The organism is Bacillus sp. B15-48 (assembly GCF_016879755.1).
GTDB lineage: Bacteria > Bacillota > Bacilli > Bacillales > Cytobacillaceae > Mesobacillus_B.
The window spans coordinates 1-22,228 of sequence record NZ_WOFU01000021.1; the positions used below are offsets into that span (position 1 = coordinate 1).

A 22,228-nucleotide genomic window follows, 5' to 3' on the forward strand; every position below is an offset into this window, starting at 1 on the left:
TTTGCTTTGTACTCAAGCATTGATTTGAATTTTGACCACGATGCTTCACTAATTGCCTTTGCTAGGTTGTGATTTTTGAGCATATTACTTACTGACAAATCTTCTATTCCGATTATGTCGTGGTTCTTGACAATCTTAGTAGAGATTTTATCTAAGTAATCTTTTCGTGCATTAGCAATTTTTTCATGGATATGAGCTACTTTGAGTCTAGCTTTATGCCAATTTGCACCACCTTTTGTGCGTCTACTCATAATCCTTTGTGCTTTAGCTAACTTTTCTTCCAAAGTTCGAAAAAACTTTGGATTCGAATAGATTGTCCCATCCGAAAGAATAGCAAAATCAATTAATCCAACATCTATGCCAATAGCTGACCCTGTTTTCGGTAATTCTTGAACCCGTGTTTCAGTTAATATCGAAACAAAATATTTTCCAGAAGGGTTTCGTCTAACGGTAACATTTAAAATTCTACCTTCAACTTCACGACTTTTAGCATAACGAACAAGTCCCAGTTTTGGGAGTTTGATGTAATTATCTATTACTGCAATATTTCCATTCGTATATTTTGTTGTATAAGTCTGAACAGGATTCTTTTTAGATTTGAAACGTGGTTGCTTATTTTGTTTCTTGTAGTAACGTTCATAGGAATCAGCTAAATTTTCTACTGATTTTTGCAAGGCAATACTATCGACCTCTTTTAAAAACTCATAGTGTTTCTTTAATTCAGGGAGAGATTTGACCGTGTCGTATTTATTTAAACACTTACCTTTCCAGTTATTCGCTGGTAGCTGACCTTTTTGGACCATTTCCTCAACGATAGACCAATAAGCATCTTTCTCTTTTTGTCTCCCTAAAAAGAAGTTAAAAACGAATCTTGAACACCCAATCGTTTTATTGATAAGTTCAGTCTGCTTTTTAGTGGGATAGATGCGAAATTTATAGGCTTTGTTTGCGATCATGGTTTCACCCCTCGTTAGGTTAATTATACCATTCTCTAGAGGGATTTGCAAACATACGTTCCTGTGTTTATGAGGCTGGTGTGCAATTTTGGTGCTCGTTCTTAATTACTTACATGTAGCACTCAATCAGTCGGAGAATTGAGATGGCAAATAGCCATCCCTTGTCCGAAGCCGATTGATTCATCTCATGACTGAAGTCACGAGTGTTCTCGGTTAATTCATAAATCGTGGCAAAAGTTTAATTGTTACTTCATTGGGGGACCCTAAATTTCAGCCTTTTCTTTACCCTACATACGTTAACGATTTGTCATCACGATACACCTGGCTGATCGTCCCTCCACCGAGGCACTCTTCTCCTTGATAAAAGACAACTGCTTGTCCAGGCGTTATGGCACGAATCGGTTCGTGGAAAATAACGTTCACTTTTGAATTATCCAACACTATTACCGTAACTTTATTGTCCGATTGGCGATAGCGAAATTTTGCCGTACATTCAAAAGTATCAGGTAAATCTCCCTCTCGAATCCAGCTTACATGATCAGCGATGATCCTGTCTGAGTAGAGCATTTCATGGTGAAAGCCTTGTCCAACATATAATACATTCCTTTCAAGATCCTTTCCGATGACAAACCATGGATCCCCGTCTCCTCCAATCCCCAATCCACGCCTTTGACCGATTGTATAATACATTAATCCATCATGTTGTCCGACAACTTGGCCGTCGAGTGTTTTAATATTCCCTTTTTGAGCAGGCAAATACCCGCTTAAGAACTCTTTAAAATTCCGTTCACCAATAAAACAAATGCCTGTAGAGTCTTTTTTGGATGCTGTCGCTAAATTCGCTTCGGCCGCTAATTCCCTTATTTTTGATTTTTCCATATCGCCTAACGGGAATAATACCTTTCTTAACTGCTCCGCTGTTAATTGATTAAGGAAGTAAGTCTGATCCTTATTGTCGTCTTTCCCTCTTAACAGGTAAACTTCCCCATTTTCTCTGACCACACGTGCATAATGCCCTGTCGCCACATAATCCGCCCCAAGGCTCATCGCATGATTCAAAAAGGCCTTGAATTTGATTTCCTTATTGCAGACCACATCAGGATTTGGTGTTCTTCCCGCCTTATATTCATCCAAGAAATAGGTGAATACCTTGTCCCAATACTGCTTTTCAAAATTTACGGCATAATAAGGAATTCCGAGTTGATTGCAGACGCGAATCACGTCCTCGTAGTCTTCAGTCGCCGTACAAACACCAAACTCGTCTGTATCATCCCAGTTTTTCATGAAAATTCCGATCACGTCATAGCCTTGCTCTTTTAAAAGTAGTGCCGTAACGGAAGAGTCGACTCCGCCTGACATTCCGACAACGACACGTGTGTCTTTTGGTGCTTTTTCCAATTGTTTTTCCCTCCTCTCTTTCTATTAATCTCTTGTTTTTAATTGACGGACTTTTTCGGGTGTTACATCAATTCCAAGCGAATCCAGCACCCTCATTCCTGAAAAAGTATGGAGAACTTGTCCGCGTATGGTACGCAGGTAATCTTCTCGGAGCGCTTGCTGTTCGACCTTTTCAGCATTGGTTAACCTACTTGACGCTGTTTTTTCGCTAGTTCATTAATTCGTTGTAAAAAGTCAATCATATTTTTCACCCATAGGATAAAACATACTTACGACAATAGTCTTTGTAATACTCTGCCGCAAGACTGCCATGTCCCTTATCAATCCCATCATCAAGGCGGCGAGAATCATGGAAAACAGCCGCAATTGCTAATTTCTTCATTTCATCATCACTAAGGCCTTTTTGCTGTCCGATCAGAAGGGCCAAAAGTAGTACGCGAGCACAATGGGCTTTCGTATGCCATTCACTATCCGGTAGCCAAAACTCTATTTTTTCTTCCATGAAATTGTACCATCGTTCATAAGGTCTTTTGATTGATCGGCAAACAGGTTCATCCAGAATATTTGCTAGAAACATCTTTTTATCTCCTCTGTTTACTAATAGACTCTAATGAGCTGATTTCAATTGCACCAATTGCTGCAACACTTCCGCAATATTGCCGTCGATCCCAATCGATTTAGCGACAATCGCATCTGGGATATAAAGCTCGCTGCCTCGAGGAATCGTCCGCAAAGAGATGAATTCCTTCCGAGATGGAAAGTCCGTTACTAGCGCCGATTACAATGCAGTCCGCCTCTGCCATTTTCCTTAAAACCTTATCATATTTCTCTTCCATTTGATTCCCCACCCTTTCTAATTTTAATGCCAGATCAAACAGTACTTGTCCTAATTGGCCCATCTATTTTTTGGTTCGTCAAACCGCACCTTTTTTCCCTCTCATTTTGCTGTTCAGCACGAACATCTCGCAGTACTTTGTGATAACATCATTATTCATCCTCCAGTTAATGATTGACTTTGTGTCTAGGTCTGTTCCTAGCAACTTTTTCGAGATTCGTATTTTCCCCTTGCTAATCATTGACCGATTTTTTCCTTCTCTTTCACAGCATCCTGAAATACATGTGCAATGTCTTCGTTAATCGCAAGTCCTTTTTTCCTTAACGCTGGAGGTACCATTGCATCTTTAGGATTAATCGAAATATAGAATGCCTCCCGCCAACTGTAAGTCATATTCCAGAACGGCTCTTTAATAAACATCGGTGTCATTTTTCCGACGCCTAATTCTAGAAAGAGAACTTTTTTATCTCTGTTTTTTACTAGATACTGAATGATGTTTCTGATAGCAAAGACGAGATTTCTGATAGCCAGGAACCATTTTTTGGCTACACCCTCTCGATTAAGCGGCAAATGGAAACTGCTCATTATTTACCAATTATCAAAAAACGGTACAGTCCGCTATAATGAACTTCAGCGCATGCTTGGTAAAATAACCTATAAAACATTAAGTTCTACATTAAAGGAAATGCAAAATGATGGTTTAAGTCATCGGAAGGAATATCCACAAATTCCCCCGAAGGTCGAATACAACCTTACAGAAAAAGGAAAAACACTCTGACCGATTATCCAGGAAATGTGCCAATGGGGAGAGCATAATAACAATAAATAGACGAAAAAATAACGTACAGTGTCATGCGGGAGAACACATAGCCATTTTAGAATAGCGAAAAGACCGGTACTTCATTTTTCACTCCAGGGCCTCTAATTTTAGCTATCTGATCTATCTTTGTGGAACACTTAATTTTTCCCATATAAAAAGAGCAGCAGGATTATCTCCCACTGCTCCTTGTATGTTTATTTAATTTACGCTACAGAATGTCCTTTTTCAGTCTTGCCTTTGTTGACTAACTTGCGAAGGAATGGCAATACATAGCGATCTAAACCAAATTTACCTGCATTGTAGCCTGCTGCTGCGATAAATACTCCCATCAAAATATTCATCGGGTTAGTAGAAATTGTACCAGAGAATAAGAATGAAAAGTTCATTACTAGAGCAAAGAAAGCAGCTGCTGTTGTTAAGCATCCAAGAATAAGTCCTAAACCTACTAGGAATTCTCCCCAAGCAACTAGGAAACTAAACAAACCTGCATTTGGTATAGCAAAGCTTTCTAGGAATGATACCCAACCGGGATAAACAAGAGCTTCCCCTTTCATTACTGGGTTCGCTACAGCACCTTGTAAGAACCCACCTGCATTAAATCCACCAGTGATTTTACCCCAACCAGCTGTCATCCAAGCCCATCCTAAATATATTCTGAAAAGTGTTAAAATACCTGCAACAATACTATTCTCTCTTAACAATTTACCAAACATTTTAATCTCTCCCTTTTATAATCAAGTTTTATAATGTCTATTAACAATTAAAGATTATCATTTTCAAATGAAGATACTATTGTTTTTTGAGTTAATTCACATTTTCGTGATAAAATTTTGAACTTTTCTTGAACTTAAAACAATGGTTATTATTTTTACCTATTAAATTAGTCAACGGCAAACTTAATTACGTCCTTTCCGGTAGTATAGGAGGCTTTAAGTTAATGAAAATGGTGCTATAAAACGACAAGACAGTTACTATGATCCGTAGGTTTTCCTTAGCTATTTAAGCTCATACAAATGAGATTGCTAGTGGGACTTCAAGTATTGTTACATCATTTAAAACGTTTTTTGTAACAAAGTTGTGAAATTCCGGTAATAGTTATGATTTACACTTCGTTCTTTTGATGAAAGTATGAATAAACTAGGGTTAGAATATTTAGATTTATTTTTAATTACAAAATAAGAATGTTTTCCTTCAATACCGCATTGTTTAAATGCTGAATGTGCCACAGAAAACACGGTCCCCCAGGAAACTGCAGCAATAAATCATAATAAAGTGTTGACACTCATTGCGGATATATGTTAAATTTATCTCGAATTGAAAATAAGTTAAATCAAGATAATTTCGGCATTTAAAGTTTCGTATTTTTTATTTTGTTACAAAGCATAAGTGATGAATAAATCTTCATTTATGTACGATTTGGAAAGCATACTTGTTGAGGGGGTACACCATTAAATGGGATTCTTAAATAAATTATTTGGAACTGAAAAAAAGGAGGAAAAAACAATGGCAACATTAAACATAGGTATCATTTTAGGTTCAACTCGAGAAGGACGTGTAAGTCCACAAGTAGGTGCATGGGTAAAAGAAATAGCTGACAAACGTGGGGATGCAAACTACACAATTATCGATATCGCCGACTTCAAATTACCATTATTAGGTGAAGAAGGCGGAGATGCTTCAGGGGCAGAGGCATGGTCTAAAGTAATCGCAGAACAAGACGGTTTCGTATTCATCGTCCAAGAATACAACCACTCCATCACAGGTGCTCTTAAAAATGCTTTAGATTATCTTCGTGATGAATGGAACAATAAAGCAGCGGGAATCGTATCTTACGGTTCAGTAGGTGGCGCACGTGCTGCTGAACATTTACGCGGAATCCTAGGTGAATTATTAGTAGCTGATGTTCGTGTACACCCTGCTTTATCATTATTTACTGATTTCGAAAATGGTACAGACTTCAAACCAAAAGAAGTTCAAGCAGATTCAGTTAACCAAATGCTAGATCAATTAATCCCTTGGTCAAAAGCATTATTTACGATTCGCAAATAATTTTAGAATGAATTAACTATAAAAGCCACATGTGTATAAATTTTTGCACATGTGGCTATTTTTATTGGATAATGACTAAGAATGTGCTTTAAGTTTTACTAGTGAACACTTTTACAAGTTATTTTGTTCAATCACAGGCATCTGCGTGTGATTTTTCAGTTTTTGAAAGGAAGAGGAAAAATGACGAACAAAGAAAAAAGCGCGATATTGTCAGGCAACTTTGAGAATATCTTTAGATGTCCGTATTGCGAAAATCCGATGAAGGTAACGGATTCAACAAGTCTCAAATGTTCCAACAATCATACCTTTGATTTTGCCAAACAAGGTTATATAAACATGATGACTCGTTCTGTAAATAGCCATTATGATAAAAGCTTATTTGAGGCGAGAAAGAAAATCATCATGGAAAGTGATTTATATGACTTGCTGCATGAAAAGGTCTCAGAAGGAATGAACAAATATGTGAATGAAGATCATGATTCAATCATGATTTTTGATGCTGGCTGTGGTGAAGGTTCGCATTTACATCGGATTTTACAGAGAAGTGAAAATGATAAAATGCAGGGGGTTGGCCTGGATATTGCAAAGGAAGGCATTATGATGGGGGCAAAGAATTATCGAGAATGTATTTGGTTGGTGGGTGATTTAGCGCAATCGCCATTGGCCAATCAATCATGCCATGTCATCTTAAATATTCTTTCACCAGCTAATTATCTGGATTTCAAGCGAATTCTCGTTCCCAATGGTCTGGTCGTAAAGGTTGTTCCACGTGCGAATTATTTAAAAGAACTTCGGGAAATCCTTTTTGATCAGACAGATAAGCAAAGTTATAGGAATGATGAAACTGTAAACCTTTTTAAAGAAAACTTCCATTTAATAGATAAGTTAACCCTAAATTATCAAAAGCAGTTAAGTCAGTCAGAGTTAATGAATTTAGTTCAAATGTCTCCGCTTGCTTGGAATGCAAATGAAGAATCCATTGTTCCTTTGCTTAATCAAGGTTCGGCTCAGATCACGATTGATTTAGAAATTTTAATTGGAAGGAAAATATAAGCGGGTTTCTATTGAAACCATTCCTGTAAAAAGAGCCACACACCCTATGGGATTACGTGCTTAGGAAAGGCTTGCAAACGTATTAACTTCTTTAAACTTCTGGCTAAGAATGACGATTGTTTGTGAAATCTAATCAATTATTTTTTTGCGTGAGATTTTTTGGACGTGAATCTCGTTTTACTAAGTGAACAGAAGAGGAGGGGTGGCATGGAAGATGACATTCAATACGTTCGACTAGTGTTAGCGGGGGATAAGCAAGCCTACACGCACATTATCAATGCGTATAAAAATGAACTGTATGCGACGATTTTACGAATGACAAGAAACCCACAAACGGCACAAGATTTATTGCAAGAAGCCTTTATTAAAGTGTACGAACAGCTTGGCAAATATGAGCAAAAAGGCTCCTTTAAAAGCTGGTTATACCGCGTTGCAATCAATCATTGTTTAGATCAGTTTCGCAAAAAAACGATTCAGTTCATACAAATAGAAGAAAATCAATTAGTAAGCGAAACATCACCGGAAGTTGTCTTTTTAAAAAAAGAAAAAAGTAGAGAGCTCGAGCGCCTTGTCGCCAGGCTACCAGAAGAAGAACGACTAATTTTGCTGCTCCGTTATGCGAATGAATTAAGCTATGAAGAAATTAGTGAAACATTACGTATTTCATTAGCAGATGTAAGGAATAAATTGCATCGTGCCAAGAAAAAGTTACGCAGACATGCACAAGAGGGAGGGTATTTTCATGAGCTGTCCGAACGAGGATAAATGGCTAGATTATGTGGATGGATTTTTAGATGAGGAAGAAACAAGACAAATACAAAAACATATTCTCTCGTGTTCTAATTGTGCGCAGCAACTTGAAGTGCTGATAAGCGAAAAGGCTTTTTTAGAGGAAACCTTAAAATCACCCGTATTACCAGATAATTTTGCTGAGGCCATTGTGGCCAAAGTAACCCCGTACAAATCAAAAATGAAACGACGTTGGAAATGGGGACTTGGTACTGCAGCGAGTGTGCTGCTAGCAGGTGGGATTATCATGACTGTACATCCGAGTTTTGCAGAATTAGTCGGTGGGATTTTCTCTAGTGAACAGGTCGATGAAGGATTACAAATCGCGATGGACACTGATATTGCTACACCTATTGACCTTGCCGTAACAGACGCTGGCATTACGCTGCATGTTGAGCACCTAATTGCCGATACATCACGGATCGCGCTGTCTTATTATGTGAGTGATAGTAAAGGGAAAAAACTTAATCCCTATTTCGAAGGTGACGGAGAGCAACAGATCGTGACGTTGCTAGATGAAAATAATGAGCAAGTGGAACTCGCGAACTGGAGCTGGGGGAATACCGATAATTACGGTATATTTGAATTTTCTTTAGTGAATGTGGAACAGTTTACGAAAGGAACCATTAGGATTTCTTCAACAGAGATTGCTGGTAAAACTGGGAATTGGCTAGTCGAAATACCCGTGGATTTAACGGCAGCTTATGAGAAACAGCAAATCGTTGAAATTCGAGAAGCGATTGAAGTTGAGGATATTGAAGTAACATTCAATCAAGTAAGCTATTCAACCTCGACAACCGATCTCTCTTACAGCACAGAATATACTGAAGAAGCGAAACAAAAATTGCAAGCCGCGATTGAGGAGAAAGAACAGCAGTTTAATCAAGAAATTGTCAATACATTCTTCCGGTATCACCCGACGATCGGCTATCGGATTGAAAATAGTCAAGGGGATATCCTTGGTTATTACAATATATATGGAAAAGTAGACCGTGGACATCCTGTAAATTTAAATATGATTGGTGGTATAGGAAGCTGGGATGGTAAACAAGAAGAGATGAGGCAGATGACGTGGAACGATTCCTTTGTACCAGATCAGGGGGGAGAAGAGCTGTACTTTGTTCTCGATACGGTTTATAAAACAAATACGACTGATTTCTCTGTGACATTTAAGCCAGATCAACTGCCATATACATTTGAATACAACGGTTATGAGCTAACAATAGATGATGTCGAGCGCAAAACCGATTATTCACTAAAGAAATCCTGGATCCCTATTCAGCGCCAAGTAACGGTCGAGTTGCATATGTCAGGCTACGCAGAGCAAAAAGCACCCGAGTTGGCGGTATGGACGATTGACGATGAGTCCGGAGAAAGCTATTTCACATTTAATAGCGGTAGTACGACATTAGATGAAACCGATGCTCAAGGGCGCTTCAAACGCGAGGTTCGACTCATCTCCTATGAATTACAAGAGATACCAAAAGAAATCACCTTACATTTAATTGCAGAAACAGAGGCAATTGAGCTTGAGAACGAATGGCGTGTGCCGCTGTTTTAGGTAATAGGCGAGAACCCTCGTGACTTCAGTCATGAGTTGTTGACGCTTTACCGTTTAGCTGTTTGAGAGGACATCTCAATGTGGGAACAGCGGGAAACTTTCTGAAAAAACAAAAAGAACGAAAGAACGGGGTCAGTCCGTGCGGGTGAGCATAGGTCGTAACATATAACGGGTGGAATTCCTGTCGAGTAAGAATGTTTGCAAGGTTTAAAAGAATACTTTCTAGCAGATGGACTTGTTTAAAATTCACTTCCCTACTCACATGAAAAAGTGAAAAATCCCAACCTTTCCATTAAGGTAGGGATTTTTCACTTTTTTAAAGGTTAAGCGTTTTTTCTTTATTTTGCCCCAATTCCCCCATCAATTCGATACTGAGTTCCGGTAATAAAAGAGCTATCATCGGATGCAAGAAATAAAACTAAATTAGCAATATCAATTGGTTCACCATAACGACCAATTGGAATTTCTTTAGTTATTGCTTCCTTAGCTGCTTCTGCTCCACCTGGTATCAATCCTTCTTCAACGGCGCGCATCATTCTAGTGTTAACAGGCGATGGATGGATAGAGTTCACACGCACATTGGCACTTGCTGCTTCCAATGCTGCATTTTTAGTCAAGCCGACTACCGCATGTTTTGAAGCGACATAAGGTGTTATCCCCCCCCAACCCGCAAGTCCTGCTACTGATGAAGTATTGATAATGCTGCCGGATTTTTGAGCCATCATTACCGCCAACACATGCTTTATTCCTAAGAACACGCCACGTACATTAACACTCATAACCTGATCAAAATTCTCAACGGTTGTATCTACAAAGGAAGAATGTTTTCCTTCTATACCGGCATTATTAAAGAAGACATCTATTTTTCCCCAATGATTTATTGCTGTTTTGACATAATTGATGACATCAGATTCTTGTGACACATCCGCTTTAACCGTCATGATTTCTCCATACTTACTAAGTTCTTCCTTCGTATTTAAAAGTGGTTCATCAAATAAGTCTACGATTAGGACTTTAGCACCCTCTTGGAGGAATAATTTAGCTGTTTCCTTCCCTAGTCCACCTGCACCACCAGTAATTATTGCAACTTTTTCATCTAATTTAGCCAAAACCATCAATCCTTTCAATGTTTTTATTATCTTCAACCTACATCCGAAACTCAGACCAGTCATTTTTCAAAGTCAGAGATTCTCCATTACAAATCCCACTTTAAAAAATTTGATTATAAACAGTGAAATGTCCAATGATATTGAAGCGTTTACACAACTTAATACCCTTTGCCAGAGTATATTAGCGGAAAATTCCTACAAGTTAATTATAATATTAGAAAATTAATATATATACGAATATTAACAATTTTGCTCGAAAAAGATTATACAAAGACACATAATTGTAACATTTTATTCGTACTTCCTTCGAAAGAATGAAGTGTGAAACCATAACTATGTACGGAATTTCACATAACTAAGGTTAGATCATTTTGATTTTTTTTTAATTCACTGGCCTAGTAAAGTAAGGAATCAAGAGTTACTTGTTACATGGAAAACACTAGAGAAGCTTTATAAACACGGTGTAGTGCGAGCGATAGAAGTACCAAAGTTTCATATTCATCATTTGAAAACATTAATTGAAGATAGCGAAAAAACGAAAAAAAGTCCCCCAGTGAAGGAATGCGTTACTTCATCGGGGGGCTGACCCAAATTTCCTATATCGACATTTTTCCACAAAAACAAAAAGAATCACTATCCTATTCAAATCCGCAAGAACAGGACATAAAGAATAGTCAACTTACAAAAAACAGTGCCATAATTGTAAAAAACTGTCGTTAGTTTGAATTTTTAAAAAACAATCATTAAGAAGATCACATGTTATACTTTTTTTGGTAGTAATAAAAGGATGGTTCGGCCATTGAGGAGGATATGATGTTGAAAAACTTAATCGATCGATTCCAATTAGAAAAAGAATGCACTCCATCACATATCAATGAACTACTCGACTTTCTTCAAAAAGCATACATTTCTGGTCAACTATCGATAGTAGAATACAAGATGATTTTTTCCGAATTAGACAAACAAAATGCTGAAAAGCCTGTCTTTTATTTTTAAAAGTAAATTGAATAAAAAATAGTCTTCTTCATCGAGAAGACTATTTTTTATTTAGGGACAAATGGGCTTCGTCCCCACAGTTGAACGTTTTACTTTGGCGGAGGTCAGACTCCAGTCATTCTATTATCCAAAACGATAGTAGATTAAGACGAAGGTGGCTAACACAAAGATGAAATTGAGAAAGATAAAGATAAACTGGTCTAGTTTTGTTTTATGCATCTTAATCGGTGGATTATAAAAGGATACTCCTTCAATCACAAAGATGATTAATACAATATGAATCATAAAATGCCCAATTACTTCCGTCATGCCAAACAGCATCGTTGTCATTACAAAGATAACTGTTACAACTAATCCAAGCACTCGATTTAAAACCCCAACGACAAGCAAGTAGCCTACGACAAACTCAATATATGCAGCCATCGTGATAAAGGTGGCTGGATCAAAACCAAAGGTGGGGACTTGATGATTGACAACGATATCCAACGACATACTTGGATAAACCCATTTTTCAATCGCTACCCAGCATAATGATAAACCTGTTCCTAAATATAAAAATGGAAAACCAACCTTTTCAAATCTTGTCTTCCCAACAAGCAAGACACCAATAATCGCCAAATAAAACCCATAATCGAGCATATAAAAAATCCCATAGTGACTTGTCATATAAACAAATAATCCCAACAGAAGCACAGAACCTGCTTTTGTAGCGATATGGTTCGGAATGAGCAAACATCCAATCGCTACCCACGCTAAAATGACAGCAAAGGAATCGTGAATGGCTAGCTCAGGAGCAAACAACGTACCATTGATTACTTGAATAAACAACGCAATGGCTGTACCGTATTTTAGAAAATACCTAGAATATTTTCGTAGTCCTGACAATTGATTGTCCCACTTCTTCATGATCTTCCACTCAGCAATCTTTGGAATCAATAGTGGCAGCAGTGCAATAACAATCGCAGCCATTAAGGCTAAAGACATAAAGAGCGGTGATAAAATCTGTTCAATGGATTCTTTTTGCGGCTCCACTTCTGTGAACCACTTCACATGAGCTTGTGTAAAAAATGGAGTCATCATCAAGCCAATAAATAAGAAAATAGAAAATAATTTCTTCATCATAAATTCCCCTTCGTTTGTAGTTAACAACATAAACGTAGTAATAATATAACTTACAAAAGAGATTTCTATTCAGAGAAGAATTGAATATTTTGTGAAAATTATCACAAAAAAATTTACCAATCCACCCTCCTAAGAGAGTTAACTACGTTTATTATTTAAGGAGATACATAAATAAAACAAATTAATGTTGTCGCAGGCATTATTAATTTCCCCATAATAGAACAAAAGCAGAAGCGCCTTGGTCAGCCCCGACAAGCGCTGGAGGGGCTAGGCGCTGGAGCTGGATGCAAATAACGATTCCAATTATCCACACCTTGAACATTTTATACTTTCCTAAACAACAAGAAAAGAAGGTCTTCAAACAAAGACCTCCTTTTTGTAGTCATTTTATCTATATTTTTTCATTTTTGATCATCGAGATTCTCTTCTTCTTCCGCCAATTTATCATGGATCTCTGATTCAATGACTTGAACATGCTCATCATCAAGCTTCTGCTGGGGATGGGGATGGAACCATTGAATTTCCCCATCGTGCACAAAGCCTTTAAATTCCTCTCCCTGAACTTGCAATGTAAACTGTTGGCGTTCGTGGATCCGATCTTCAAATGCTGGTTTCAATTCAAAGTCCTGAATCCCGCTGGAAAGACCATTCTGTCTCATTAAATCATAGACGGAATTTTCAATTACTGTTATTTCATTTTCCCCAATCATTTGTTGCGGCTGAGGATGAAGCCATTGAATCTCATCTTCATAAAAATGACCCTTAAATTCATTTCCATCCACTTTAAGAGTAAATGCGTAACGCTCATGAACACGGTCCTCAAATACGGTTTCTACTTCAAAATCTTTAATTTCGGGTTTTACATTTTCTTCAGACATACTGTGCCTCCCTCGATAAAGCATTAAAATTCACACATTAGACTATACTAAACCATCCTTACTCGCAAGGAAAGGTCCGCTAACCTTTTGTTACCGGGCCTTAACAGTTTTAATATTTTCTTAATGGGCTTGGTGTCGTCTGAAACCATGTTTGTTTAATGAGCTTATGGCAATTGGCGAAAATGCGTTCAATGAGCTGGGTCGAGTTTGCAAGAATACGGATACTAAAGCCTGGCACTGCAAGCCGCGACAGTCCAAAGTTAAAATCCGCCTCTTCGGTTTGAATAATTTCATATAGCTCATCTAAAAGACGATTACTTGTCCCTTCGCCGACAACAATCATCGACCCTAAATGGGTATAGCCTTCCATAAATCCCATTCCAGAGAGAACTTGCTGTTCCGGTGCTAACTTAATATGATCATACACTCCAAGCTTGCCATCCAAATAAATCTCATTCATCAATTGAATCGTATCATAGCTGAATTTACCCCCATCTGGAGACCAACCTGGGGTGAGAATATCTGTATAAAGAAACGTAGCGCCTGTTTCCATGACAACCACATTTTTCTGCTTATAATGGGCATCCTTATAAGCAATTAGCGGATCCGGCAAGTATTCCAGGATACTGCCTTTCTTAAGAGTAATCTCTGTCTCTTGATACGCTAGACTTTTTGGCGTTTTATATACTTTTGTAGCCGATTGCGTGGTTAAAGTGGCCGCCGCCCCTTCATCAAGGGAAACCTCCATTCTGTATCGGTCTCCGTCTAGGTAGCCGCCGCCTGGATTAAGAAGATAGTAGCACACCTGACCTGAATCATCGTGGTAAATGGGGCGCATGACCTTGAATGCACCTTGAAAATACGCCCTTTTGGCAACCGTTTTCCCTTTGCGGTTTTCAAGGGCCAAAGACAAAAAACCTGTCCACTCTGACATCTTACTCTAACCCTTTTAATAATGCGTGTTTCTTAATCCAATTGATGACTTCATCCAGTCCTTCATTACTCTTTAAATTTGTAAACACAAACGGCTTATCCCCGCGAAAGACTTTCGTATCCTTTTCCATAACCTCCAGGCTGGCGCCAACAAATGGAGCCAAGTCTGTTTTATTGATGACGAACAGATCCGATTTAATCATTCCCTGTCCGCCTTTGCGGGGAATTTTTTCTCCTTGTGCGACATCGATAATATAAATGGAGAAATCGACGAGCTCAGGGCTGAAGGTTGCTGCGAGATTGTCACCACCGCTTTCAACAAATAGGAGTTCTACGTCAGGATGGCGTCTCACTAATTCATCAATGGCTGCAAAATTCATCGATGCATCTTCACGAATCGCGGTATGAGGGCATCCTCCTGTTTCGACACCAATGATTCGATCTTCAGGAAGCACACCGTTTTGCATTAAAAACTTTGCATCTTCTTTCGTATAAATATCATTTGTCACAACGGCCATACTCACTTCGCCCTCAAGATGGCGGGTGATTTTTTCGACAAGCATCGTCTTCCCTGCTCCAACAGGTCCGCCAACACCAATTTTAATTGGTTCCATGATTAAATCCTTCTTTCTTTACTTAATATCAAAATAATCCTAAGACATAAAAATACGAATATTAACTCGTTCATGCTTCATTTGTGCTAACTCTAACCCTGGGGACACAATTCCAAAGTCATCCTCGGGCATCTGCAAAATTTTATCCACTGCCTGAGATAATTCGGGGATACATTGATGAATAATCATCTGTCCGGCTGTTTGGCCTAGTGGGATCGCTCGGACTGCATTTTGCACTTGACTAGTAATTGCAGAGTACAAATAGGATAGAATACTGTTTGTTTTTGTTACCCGAAAGCCATGGCCAACCATCGAAAAAACAATCGCTGGATGGCCGAACGCGTTTTTATTCTTAATTTCTTCTCTGTATTGTGAGAGGATCGGCATCCCGTATAATGTATCAGTCAGTTTTAGCATTCGTTCTCCGATCATTTGTGTGCCTTCCCGCGTTTCCCTCGGCAAGTTTTGAACCGTCAACAATTGATCCAGCTTCCAAATTTGCGAAGGTTCCGTGTTCATGAGCGCATCATAAACAAGTCGGCATGCAAGCCCATCTGTGTAGATGAGCTGTTCATGCAAATACACTTTCAGCCACTGGAAAAATGTCTCCTGATCGGTTACCTTCCCAGCTTGTATATAGGTTTCCAACCCGAACGAATGACTAAAAGCTCCAGTAGGAAAGTTGGAATCACAGAGTTGGAACAAAGAGAGCATTTTTTCATCCATGACTGTGTCCTATATGACGGAATGCTTGTTTCACCTTGCGCTCTTCATGTTTAAAAGGAATATTAAGTTCGTTTAATAGCTCTTCTACCAAATAATCATATTGAACGAGTATGTCCTCTCCCTCAAACTGTGCCGGCATGTGACGATTGCCCAGCTGGTGAGCAATCGTTCCCATCTCTTTTAAATCTCTAGGGCTGATGACAAGAAGATCATCTGCCAACACATCAATGACAATCACATCTTTATCATCCATAAATAAAACATCGCCTGCTAATAGATCACGTTGTTCTTTTAAGCGAATTCCAAGTTCCCTGCCATGGTCTGTTTTTACCCGCTGGATTCGTTTCACTAAATGTTCGCTTTCTAGATACACTTTTTCTATATGACGTTTTTCGATTTCACTTTTATCCATCTGTTCGATGTTCGTAACAATCTTTTCAATAATCAATGTTTTCACCTCAGAATAGGAAATATCGCTGCCCCATTGGCACAGTGTCTACCGGCTCACATGTCAGCAACTCACCATTTACCCTTACTTCGTATGTTTGCGGATCTACCGTAATTTCTGGTGTTTGGTCATTTAACTTCATATCCTTCTTGGATAGGGTTCGAATGCCGCCAACTGGAAGAATCATTCTCTCAAGTCCAAGCTTTTCATGAACCCCATCATCATAAGCCGCTTGAGAAAGGAACGTAATCGAACTTTTTGCCAACGCTTTCCCATATTGAGCAAACATCGGACGATAAATATATGGCTGGGGCGTAGGGATCGAAGCATTTGCATCGCCCATTAAAGCTGTAACAACCATTCCATTTTTCAACACCATTTCCGGTTTCACACCAAAGAATTTCGGAGACCAGAGGACGAGGTCAGCGATTTTTCCAACTTCAATTGACCCTATATAGTTGGAAATTCCATGGGTAATAGCAGGGTTAATGGTGTATTTGGCAATATAGCGCTTCGCCCGGTTGTTATCGGCATATTTGCTGTCACCTTGCATGAGTCCTCGTTGCTTTTTCATTTTATCTGCTACCTGCCAACTGCGGAGAATCACTTCTCCGACACGCCCCATTGCCTGAGAATCGGAGCTGACCATACTGAACACACCCATATCTTGAAGGATGTCTTCTGCTGCGATCGTTTCCCTTCTGATTCTTGAATCTGCAAACGCAATGTCTTCAGGAACAGAAGGATTTAAATGGTGACAAACCATCACCATATCAAGATGTTCATCAATCGTATTAACTGTATAAGGTAAGGTAGGGTTTGTGGATGAAGGTAAAATATTATGGTAGCTGGCTGACTTAATTAAATCGGGAGCATGTCCGCCACCTGCACCTTCTGTATGATACATGTGGAGAACCCTATCCTTCACCGCAGCCATCGTAGCTTCCATAAAACCACTTTCATTTAATGTATCTGCATGGAGGGCAACTTGAATATCATATTCTTCCGCTACCCGGAGAGCGTAGTCAAGAGATGAGCCAGTAGCACCCCAGTCTTCATGAACTTTAAGACCAATCGCTCCAGCTTTCACTTGCTCAGCCAAAGGTTCAGTAGACGCCGCATGGCCTTTGCCTGAAAATCCAACATTAATCGGAAGACCTTCAGCAGCTGCCAGCATGCGCTGTATATTCCACTCACCTGGAGTGACAGTTGTTGCCCGCGATCCAGCTGCCGGGCCTGTCCCGCCGCCAATTAACGTGGTTGTACCAGATGTTAGTGCGACCACAACCTGTTCAGGGTTAATAAAGTGAATGTGTGTATCAATGGCGCCCGCTGTCACAATCAAGCCTTCTCCGGCAATCACTTCCGTTGAAGCACCAATGATAATATCTACATTATCGGTAATAAGCGGGTTGCCGCTTTTCCCGATTCCAGAAATTTTTCCATCACGAATGGCTAGATCGGCTTTATAAATCCCCGTGTAATCTAAAATAACAACATTGGTAATCACCGTATCTGCCACGCCATCCCCGCGAGTAGCAAGCGGATGCTGGCCCATGCCATCGCGAATGACTTTGCCGCCGCCAAACACAACTTCTTCTCCATAGGTCGTAAAATCCTTCTCAATTTGAATAAAGAGATTTGTGTCAGCAAGGCGGATGGAATCACCGGTTGTTGGTCCAAACATTTCAGCATATTGTTTTCTGGACATCTTAAAACTCATGAATCATCCCTACTTTCTAATGAGCCATCTACTTTATTGTTGAACCCGTATACTCGGCGTTCACCTGCAAAATCAATCAGCTGGATTTCCTTTTCATCTCCAGGCTCAAAACGAATGGCTGCTCCTGCAGGAATATTTAGCCGCTTTCCATAGGCTTCTTCCCGATTAAACTGGAGGGCATGATTCGCTTCGTAGAAATGAAAATGGGATCCGACCTGGACTGGGCGGTCACCTATGTTCGTAACGGAAATCGTAAAGACTTCCCTACCTTCATTACAAACAATATCATCGTCTTTTAAAATATATTCTCCTGGTAACATATTGCAGTCCTCCTGTTCATCGTATTGGGTTATGGACAGTCACCAATTTTGTTCCATCTGGAAACGTCGCTTCCACCTGAATATCATCAATCATTTCAGGAATCCCATCCATTACGTCTTCTCGAGACAAAATAGTCGCACCGTATTCCATCAGTTCGGCAACCGTTTTCCCATCCCTTGCCCCTTCCACTACCTCATAGGTAATTAGGGCAACAGCTTCTGGATAATTTAATTTTAATCCTCGATCCTTCCGGCGCCTTGCAAGATCCGCAGCCACTACAATCATGAGCTTGTCCATTTCTCGCGGCGATAAATGCATGATTACCCCCCCTTATCTTTTCATCCAATAAAAAAACTCCCTTTTTGGAAAAAAGGGGCCTTCACTACAGATCATAGATCCTTTATAGATTTTTCCCCTTGAGGCATGAACTTAACCTCTCAAAAGGAATATTTAGCCTATAAAATATTAATGGTGAAGCTTAATGTATCGCGTTTTCTGTCTAGGGAAAAAGGAGGAAAAAGGAAGGAAAAAGGGAAAAAAGGGGTCAGTCCCCCAGTGAAGTAAAGCGTTACTTCGTCGGGGGACTGACCCAAAAACCTCGTTTCAGCATTTTTACAGTAAAGACAAATTATGGCGAATAGGGATCATAAAAACACCAATGATCCCGCTATTTCCGTTACATGCCCCTGATCCGCCCACAAGATAAAGTATTGATAGCTCGTTCCGCCAATCACAACTGGCGTTGGATAGCGAGCGATGAGAGCTGCTTGATTGTTCATTTCAGGAGGTTGGTCTTTTGATGGAAAGATATAGCATGCTTCTTGATTTTGAACTTTTGTTGTTACGATACGTGGCTGTGTGCCGTATGGCAAGAGTTGCTGAAAGGCTTCATTGTGGCACACGGTGTTAATTGGGTCCTCAGATGAAATCGCTCCGATTTGAAAGAAGCCATCACTGCCTTCATAGCGTTCGTCCGTTACTCTTACCCAATGAGCTGGATATTGGAAACTGACTTTAAAAGTAGGATTCGTGTATCGATTCAAATTAGGGGACGGCGCTGGCGACCATTCAAGTGCTGTGATGGTTCCTCCAGCTACTAATCGGATTGGAACTGGATGAGTCAGATTGAGCATCCAAATCTCACTTGCCTGCCCGTTTGATTTACAGCCTGAAAGATAGGCTAGTTTTCTCCCGTCTGGAGACCATGTAACAGGAGTTGCAAAGCAATCGGAGATCGCTCTTGTTCGCTCGTTGTCTCCGTGCCTTCCGGTCGTTTTGATCAAAGAAAAATTGCCTCTGTCTTCAAAAGCGGTAGCACTAAAAGCAATATCTTGTGAATTCGGCGACCATGTCGGAAAGTAATTTTTCGCAAGCGGTCCGCCCTTCACTTCAAAGAGATTTCCGGTAGAAAGATCTATAGTGAAAATAAGCGAGATGCTTACTCCTGGGGTGGTGTATAACACATAGTTCCCATCAGGGCTAAGACGAACATGATTATAACGCCCACCTGTGTTTTGGGTAATTTGCACCTTTTCCGTTCCATCGATTCTAATTCGGAATAGCTGACTAACTCCGTTTCGATCGGGTGCTTGATAGAGTAATTCTATTCCATTTGGGAACCATTGGACATCGCTCGCATTCGATTCGTTGATGATTTGTGCTTCGTGTGTACCGGTATTGTATAGGATGATTGTATTGCGGTTGAAGTAAACAAGTTTCTGGCTGTCTGGGGACCAATCAAGGAAAACACCGAGCCCCTCTGAAAACTGATCGATTTGGGCAACTGTATTGGTAAGAAGCGACACGACATAAAGAATTCCATTTTTACCAACAAACGCAATTTTACTAGAATCCGGTGACCAAAAGGGAACAGAATAACTTTCACCTAAACCAAATGTAACTTGTCGATTAACGCCATTTCCCGGGTTATAAAACCATAAGTCAAACTCCCCACCACGATTTGAAATATAGGCAATTAACCCGTTCTCCCCAGGTGGGGCATAAGGAATCATCAGTCTCATCCCAGGATAAATCGTATAAGATGGCAGCCGATTGGCTTCTCGAATCAATTCAAAATTGCTTTGTCCTCCAGTTGTGACATTAAATCTTCTGGCGATTTCAAATAAGGTATCACCAGGTTGGACGACATAATAAGGAACACCAGGAGGAACGGTTAACAGCTGTCCGATGTTTAACATATATGGCGGTTGTAGCCGATTGGCTTGGATAATCACAGCTGGTGGGACACTATAAGCTTGAGAAATTTTATAAACCGTATCCCCTGCCTTTACGTTTATGACATCAACCCCAGGAGGTACTGAAAGCTGTTGACCGACATAAATCGTATAAGGCGGGACTAAACGGTTCGCGGCAATTAAGGAATCGATCGGCAGCTCCCAGCGCTTAGCAATCTGAGAAACTGTATCACCTTGACGGACGATATAAAAGAACTGCATGAAGAAACCTCCGCTCTATAGTTTAGGGACATTGTGGTCAGTCCCCCAGTGAAGTAAAGCGTTTCTTCGTCGGGGGGCCGACAAGTGAACACACGTTCGTTTTTAAGCTAGCTAGCAACTAATTTTCCTCTAATTCCAATCCACGTGACCAGCTTCTTTTAATTCACTAATATCAATCTCAAACTCCGCATGCCCCCCTGCTACATGAGCGACTGGCATACTAATTCCAAGGGTGTTTTCTGTTGCATACGCATAAATCCCATTCACACCTTCTTTACTACTAGACAGCGCTGAAATTAATTTTTCATCACTGTCATACAATCCAAATGCTTGTTCTCTAATTTGTTGTTCAAATTCAGATTCAATTTCGCCAACATATTTTGCTGTTTTTATTAGGTTTATAAATTCCTTATCAATAGTGGACACAAAATCAGTTAAAAATAGTTTTTTACCTGTGTTTACATCAATATTTGTTGTGGAAAACAAATGATACGGATGGGCAGATGGGCTAATATTGTTATAACTCTTATAGGCAATACTTAAAATTTTATCATTCTTTAACTTCACTTCATATTCTCCATCAGCCTCATATTTTTGGTCAGGCTCTATTGACTGCATTGTCTCTAGAAAATGTGCAAGTGCCTCTTTTTTTATGAATTCATTTATTTCTTGTTGTTTTCCTTCATCTTTTAAGTAAACGATTTGCGGATACTCTACTTTCACATTTTCTCTAGAATATGTCTCTGTTACGAGTTGATATTCCGACTGCACCAATTTTTGTTCAACAACAACCGGCTGAGACTTATTCTCTTCCACTTTATCTTCTTCAATGTCAGCACGTTCCCCGCCATTACATGCGGACAAGATCAATGTAAAAATAACCAATAATGCTTTTCCTATCAATTTTTTATTCATTTTCAATTCACCACTCCTCAAACCGTTTTATTTAACATACACGAAAAGTTTGTGAACTTTCCTCCAAACCGAAAATAATCAAATCGTACTAACAACATTGCTCTTCCCATATTCTTTATAAATGCTGTTATAACTGCATGTTGATTTCACTGTGTTTGAAAAATAAACGGAAAAAATCCGCTTAAATTGGGAAATACCCTAATTTCCCTAAAAATAAAGGGAGTTTTTCCGGTTATATGATCTAAATCTTTTGATTTTGTCTTATTTAGAGCAGTTAACCGGATTATCTCCGCTTATATCTGCTAATTAAGCCCCCAAGAGATACATTAAGCGGAAATTCTCCGCCTATAAATTCTTATACCTACACGAAAATCAACAATGAACACAGACAACCATGCAAAATAGAGTAGGCGCATGAAAATTTCATGCGCCTCTCACAGAACCGTACGTGCGGGTCATCGCATACGGCTCCTCCATGATTATCCCCGTTGGGGATGATGTTCATTGTAAATATCTACAAGAGAAA

The 22,228-nt window shown here is 39.5% G+C and carries 24 protein-coding genes and 3 pseudogenes; 7 read left to right on the forward strand and 20 right to left on the reverse strand.

The annotated features are described in order from the left end of the window. The 6 genes and pseudogenes from tnpB to GNT69_RS24755 all read right to left on the reverse strand — a co-directional run. On the reverse strand, window positions 1-956 hold a 956-nt coding region (gene tnpB / locus GNT69_RS24735), incomplete at its 3' end, for an IS200/IS605 family element RNA-guided endonuclease TnpB (RefSeq protein ID WP_203557649.1). A 282-nt stretch (window positions 957-1,238) separates the two neighbouring features. After that, a complete protein-coding gene (gene mnmA / locus GNT69_RS24740) occupies window positions 1,239-2,354 on the reverse strand; it encodes a tRNA 2-thiouridine(34) synthase MnmA (protein WP_203557650.1) in 1,116 nt (371 codons plus the stop codon). A gap of 24 nt (window positions 2,355-2,378) precedes the next feature. Then, window positions 2,379-2,501: pseudogene (locus GNT69_RS26365) on the reverse strand (DUF896 domain-containing protein); the annotation flags it as partial. Between the two features lie 100 nt (window positions 2,502-2,601). Further along, on the reverse strand, window positions 2,602-2,931 hold the full coding sequence (locus tag GNT69_RS24750) for a hypothetical protein (RefSeq protein ID WP_203557651.1): 330 nt from the start codon (window positions 2,929-2,931) through the stop codon (window positions 2,602-2,604). Between the two features lie 30 nt (window positions 2,932-2,961). Then, window positions 2,962-3,087 carry a hypothetical protein gene (locus tag GNT69_RS25960; RefSeq protein ID WP_275411287.1) on the reverse strand — a complete coding sequence of 42 codons (126 nt, stop codon included), beginning with the start codon at window positions 3,085-3,087 and terminating at the stop codon, window positions 2,962-2,964. Between the two features lie 339 nt (window positions 3,088-3,426). Beyond that, on the reverse strand, window positions 3,427-3,618 hold the full coding sequence (locus GNT69_RS24755; RefSeq protein ID WP_203557652.1) for a hypothetical protein: 192 nt from the start codon (window positions 3,616-3,618) through the stop codon (window positions 3,427-3,429). 57 nt (window positions 3,619-3,675) lie between these two features. On the opposite strand from GNT69_RS24755, the pseudogene GNT69_RS24760 reads away from it, so the two are divergent. Beyond that, window positions 3,676-3,967: pseudogene (locus tag GNT69_RS24760) on the forward strand (winged helix-turn-helix transcriptional regulator). Window positions 3,968-4,212: 245 nt separating this feature from the next. Here GNT69_RS24760 and GNT69_RS24765 read toward each other — a convergent pair. After that, window positions 4,213-4,722 (reverse strand): DoxX family protein, encoded by a 510-nt coding sequence (locus GNT69_RS24765; RefSeq protein WP_203557653.1) that lies wholly within the window; start codon window positions 4,720-4,722, stop codon window positions 4,213-4,215. A gap of 739 nt (window positions 4,723-5,461) precedes the next feature. Between GNT69_RS24765 and GNT69_RS24770 the strand changes: the two genes are divergently transcribed. The 4 genes from GNT69_RS24770 to GNT69_RS24785 all read left to right on the forward strand — a co-directional run bounded on the left by GNT69_RS24770 (window position 5,462) and on the right by GNT69_RS24785 (window position 9,461). Further along, window positions 5,462-6,058 carry an NADPH-dependent FMN reductase gene (locus GNT69_RS24770; protein ID WP_203557654.1) on the forward strand — a complete coding sequence of 199 codons (597 nt, stop codon included), beginning with the start codon at window positions 5,462-5,464 and terminating at the stop codon, window positions 6,056-6,058. A 180-nt stretch (window positions 6,059-6,238) separates the two neighbouring features. Beyond that, on the forward strand, window positions 6,239-7,111 hold the full coding sequence (locus tag GNT69_RS24775; protein WP_203557655.1) for a putative RNA methyltransferase: 873 nt from the start codon (window positions 6,239-6,241) through the stop codon (window positions 7,109-7,111). A gap of 207 nt (window positions 7,112-7,318) precedes the next feature. Beyond that, entirely contained in the window at window positions 7,319-7,876 is a 558-nt protein-coding gene (locus GNT69_RS24780; protein ID WP_203557656.1) for an RNA polymerase sigma factor, read from the forward strand. Then, complete coding sequence (locus tag GNT69_RS24785; RefSeq protein WP_203557657.1) at window positions 7,854-9,461, forward strand: DUF4179 domain-containing protein; 1,608 nt, start codon at window positions 7,854-7,856, stop codon at window positions 9,459-9,461. Before GNT69_RS24780 ends, GNT69_RS24785 begins: the two co-directional genes overlap by 23 nt. Before the next feature lie 338 nt (window positions 9,462-9,799). Here GNT69_RS24785 and GNT69_RS24790 read toward each other — a convergent pair whose 3' ends face one another. Continuing rightward, entirely contained in the window at window positions 9,800-10,576 is a 777-nt protein-coding gene (locus GNT69_RS24790) for an SDR family NAD(P)-dependent oxidoreductase (RefSeq protein WP_343206561.1), read from the reverse strand. A 361-nt stretch (window positions 10,577-10,937) separates the two neighbouring features. Here GNT69_RS24790 and GNT69_RS26370 point away from each other — a divergent pair. Further along, window positions 10,938-11,156: pseudogene (locus GNT69_RS26370) on the forward strand (aldo/keto reductase); the annotation flags it as partial. A gap of 227 nt (window positions 11,157-11,383) precedes the next feature. After that, on the forward strand, window positions 11,384-11,566 hold the full coding sequence (gene yppF, locus GNT69_RS24800; RefSeq protein ID WP_239094464.1) for a YppF family protein: 183 nt from the start codon (window positions 11,384-11,386) through the stop codon (window positions 11,564-11,566). 123 nt (window positions 11,567-11,689) lie between these two features. On the opposite strand, the gene GNT69_RS24805 is transcribed toward yppF, so the two are convergent. From GNT69_RS24805 to GNT69_RS24860, 12 genes are all read right to left on the reverse strand, one after another. After that, window positions 11,690-12,685 (reverse strand): DoxX family membrane protein, encoded by a 996-nt coding sequence (locus GNT69_RS24805; RefSeq protein ID WP_203557660.1) that lies wholly within the window; start codon window positions 12,683-12,685, stop codon window positions 11,690-11,692. A 205-nt stretch (window positions 12,686-12,890) separates the two neighbouring features. Then, a complete protein-coding gene (locus tag GNT69_RS24810; RefSeq protein WP_203557661.1) occupies window positions 12,891-13,049 on the reverse strand; it encodes a hypothetical protein in 159 nt (52 codons plus the stop codon). A gap of 40 nt (window positions 13,050-13,089) precedes the next feature. After that, window positions 13,090-13,566: a hypothetical protein gene (locus GNT69_RS24815; protein ID WP_203557662.1), complete on the reverse strand. Its 477-nt coding sequence runs from the start codon at window positions 13,564-13,566 to the stop codon at window positions 13,090-13,092. Window positions 13,567-13,675: 109 nt separating this feature from the next. Further along, on the reverse strand, window positions 13,676-14,500 hold the full coding sequence (locus GNT69_RS24820) for an urease accessory protein UreD (RefSeq protein WP_203557663.1): 825 nt from the start codon (window positions 14,498-14,500) through the stop codon (window positions 13,676-13,678). A 1-nt stretch (window position 14,501) separates the two neighbouring features. Next, window positions 14,502-15,113 carry an urease accessory protein UreG gene (gene ureG / locus GNT69_RS24825; RefSeq protein WP_203557664.1) on the reverse strand — a complete coding sequence of 204 codons (612 nt, stop codon included), beginning with the start codon at window positions 15,111-15,113 and terminating at the stop codon, window positions 14,502-14,504. A 39-nt stretch (window positions 15,114-15,152) separates the two neighbouring features. Then, complete coding sequence (locus GNT69_RS24830; protein ID WP_203557665.1) at window positions 15,153-15,839, reverse strand: urease accessory protein UreF; 687 nt, start codon at window positions 15,837-15,839, stop codon at window positions 15,153-15,155. Beyond that, the gene (gene ureE, locus GNT69_RS24835) at window positions 15,832-16,287 is read right to left on the reverse strand and encodes an urease accessory protein UreE (protein ID WP_203557666.1); all 456 of its coding nucleotides are present in this window, start codon (window positions 16,285-16,287) and stop codon (window positions 15,832-15,834) included. Before ureE ends, GNT69_RS24830 begins: the two co-directional genes overlap by 8 nt. Window positions 16,288-16,297: 10 nt before the next feature. Then, window positions 16,298-18,010: an urease subunit alpha gene (gene ureC / locus GNT69_RS24840; protein ID WP_203557667.1), complete on the reverse strand. Its 1,713-nt coding sequence runs from the start codon at window positions 18,008-18,010 to the stop codon at window positions 16,298-16,300. After that, window positions 18,007-18,330 carry an urease subunit beta gene (locus GNT69_RS24845; protein ID WP_203557668.1) on the reverse strand — a complete coding sequence of 108 codons (324 nt, stop codon included), beginning with the start codon at window positions 18,328-18,330 and terminating at the stop codon, window positions 18,007-18,009. Before GNT69_RS24845 ends, ureC begins: the two co-directional genes overlap by 4 nt. A 16-nt stretch (window positions 18,331-18,346) precedes the next feature. Further along, entirely contained in the window at window positions 18,347-18,649 is a 303-nt protein-coding gene (locus GNT69_RS24850) for an urease subunit gamma (protein WP_203557669.1), read from the reverse strand. 326 nt (window positions 18,650-18,975) lie between these two features. Next, entirely contained in the window at window positions 18,976-20,787 is a 1,812-nt protein-coding gene (locus GNT69_RS24855) for a LysM peptidoglycan-binding domain-containing protein (protein ID WP_203557670.1), read from the reverse strand. Window positions 20,788-20,916: 129 nt separating this feature from the next. Next, window positions 20,917-21,702, reverse strand: coding sequence for a PdaC/SigV domain-containing protein (locus GNT69_RS24860; RefSeq protein ID WP_203557671.1), 786 nt, complete (start codon window positions 21,700-21,702; stop codon window positions 20,917-20,919). Window positions 21,703-22,228 lie beyond the last annotated feature (526 nt).

Bases quoted from the DNA above. Each gene is read 5' to 3' on its own strand.
- GNT69_RS24785 (WP_203557657.1), top strand. From the start codon at position 7,854: ATGAGCTGTCCGAACGAGGATAAATGGCTAGATTATGTGGATGGATTT.
- GNT69_RS24845 (WP_203557668.1), bottom strand. From the start codon at position 18,330: ATGTTACCAGGAGAATATATTTTAAAAGACGATGATATTGTTTGTAAT.
- GNT69_RS24820 (WP_203557663.1), bottom strand. From the start codon at position 14,500: ATGTCAGAGTGGACAGGTTTTTTGTCTTTGGCCCTTGAAAACCGCAAA.
- GNT69_RS24860 (WP_203557671.1), bottom strand. From the start codon at position 21,702: ATGAATAAAAAATTGATAGGAAAAGCATTATTGGTTATTTTTACATTG.
- GNT69_RS24765 (WP_203557653.1), bottom strand. From the start codon at position 4,722: ATGTTTGGTAAATTGTTAAGAGAGAATAGTATTGTTGCAGGTATTTTA.
- GNT69_RS24755 (WP_203557652.1), bottom strand. From the start codon at position 3,618: ATGACACCGATGTTTATTAAAGAGCCGTTCTGGAATATGACTTACAGT.
- GNT69_RS24830 (WP_203557665.1), bottom strand. From the start codon at position 15,839: ATGGATGAAAAAATGCTCTCTTTGTTCCAACTCTGTGATTCCAACTTT.
- GNT69_RS24750 (WP_203557651.1), bottom strand. From the start codon at position 2,931: ATGTTTCTAGCAAATATTCTGGATGAACCTGTTTGCCGATCAATCAAA.
- yppF (WP_239094464.1), top strand. From the start codon at position 11,384: ATGTTGAAAAACTTAATCGATCGATTCCAATTAGAAAAAGAATGCACT.
- GNT69_RS24775 (WP_203557655.1), top strand. From the start codon at position 6,239: ATGACGAACAAAGAAAAAAGCGCGATATTGTCAGGCAACTTTGAGAAT.
- GNT69_RS24850 (WP_203557669.1), bottom strand. From the start codon at position 18,649: ATGCATTTATCGCCGCGAGAAATGGACAAGCTCATGATTGTAGTGGCT.
- ureC (WP_203557667.1), bottom strand. From the start codon at position 18,010: ATGAGTTTTAAGATGTCCAGAAAACAATATGCTGAAATGTTTGGACCA.
- GNT69_RS24855 (WP_203557670.1), bottom strand. From the start codon at position 20,787: ATGCAGTTCTTTTATATCGTCCGTCAAGGTGATACAGTTTCTCAGATT.
- GNT69_RS24815 (WP_203557662.1), bottom strand. From the start codon at position 13,566: ATGTCTGAAGAAAATGTAAAACCCGAAATTAAAGATTTTGAAGTAGAA.
- GNT69_RS24770 (WP_203557654.1), top strand. From the start codon at position 5,462: ATGGGATTCTTAAATAAATTATTTGGAACTGAAAAAAAGGAGGAAAAA.
- GNT69_RS24780 (WP_203557656.1), top strand. From the start codon at position 7,319: ATGGAAGATGACATTCAATACGTTCGACTAGTGTTAGCGGGGGATAAG.
- GNT69_RS24805 (WP_203557660.1), bottom strand. From the start codon at position 12,685: ATGAAGAAATTATTTTCTATTTTCTTATTTATTGGCTTGATGATGACT.
- ureG (WP_203557664.1), bottom strand. From the start codon at position 15,113: ATGGAACCAATTAAAATTGGTGTTGGCGGACCTGTTGGAGCAGGGAAG.
- GNT69_RS24790 (WP_343206561.1), bottom strand. From the start codon at position 10,576: ATGGTTTTGGCTAAATTAGATGAAAAAGTTGCAATAATTACTGGTGGT.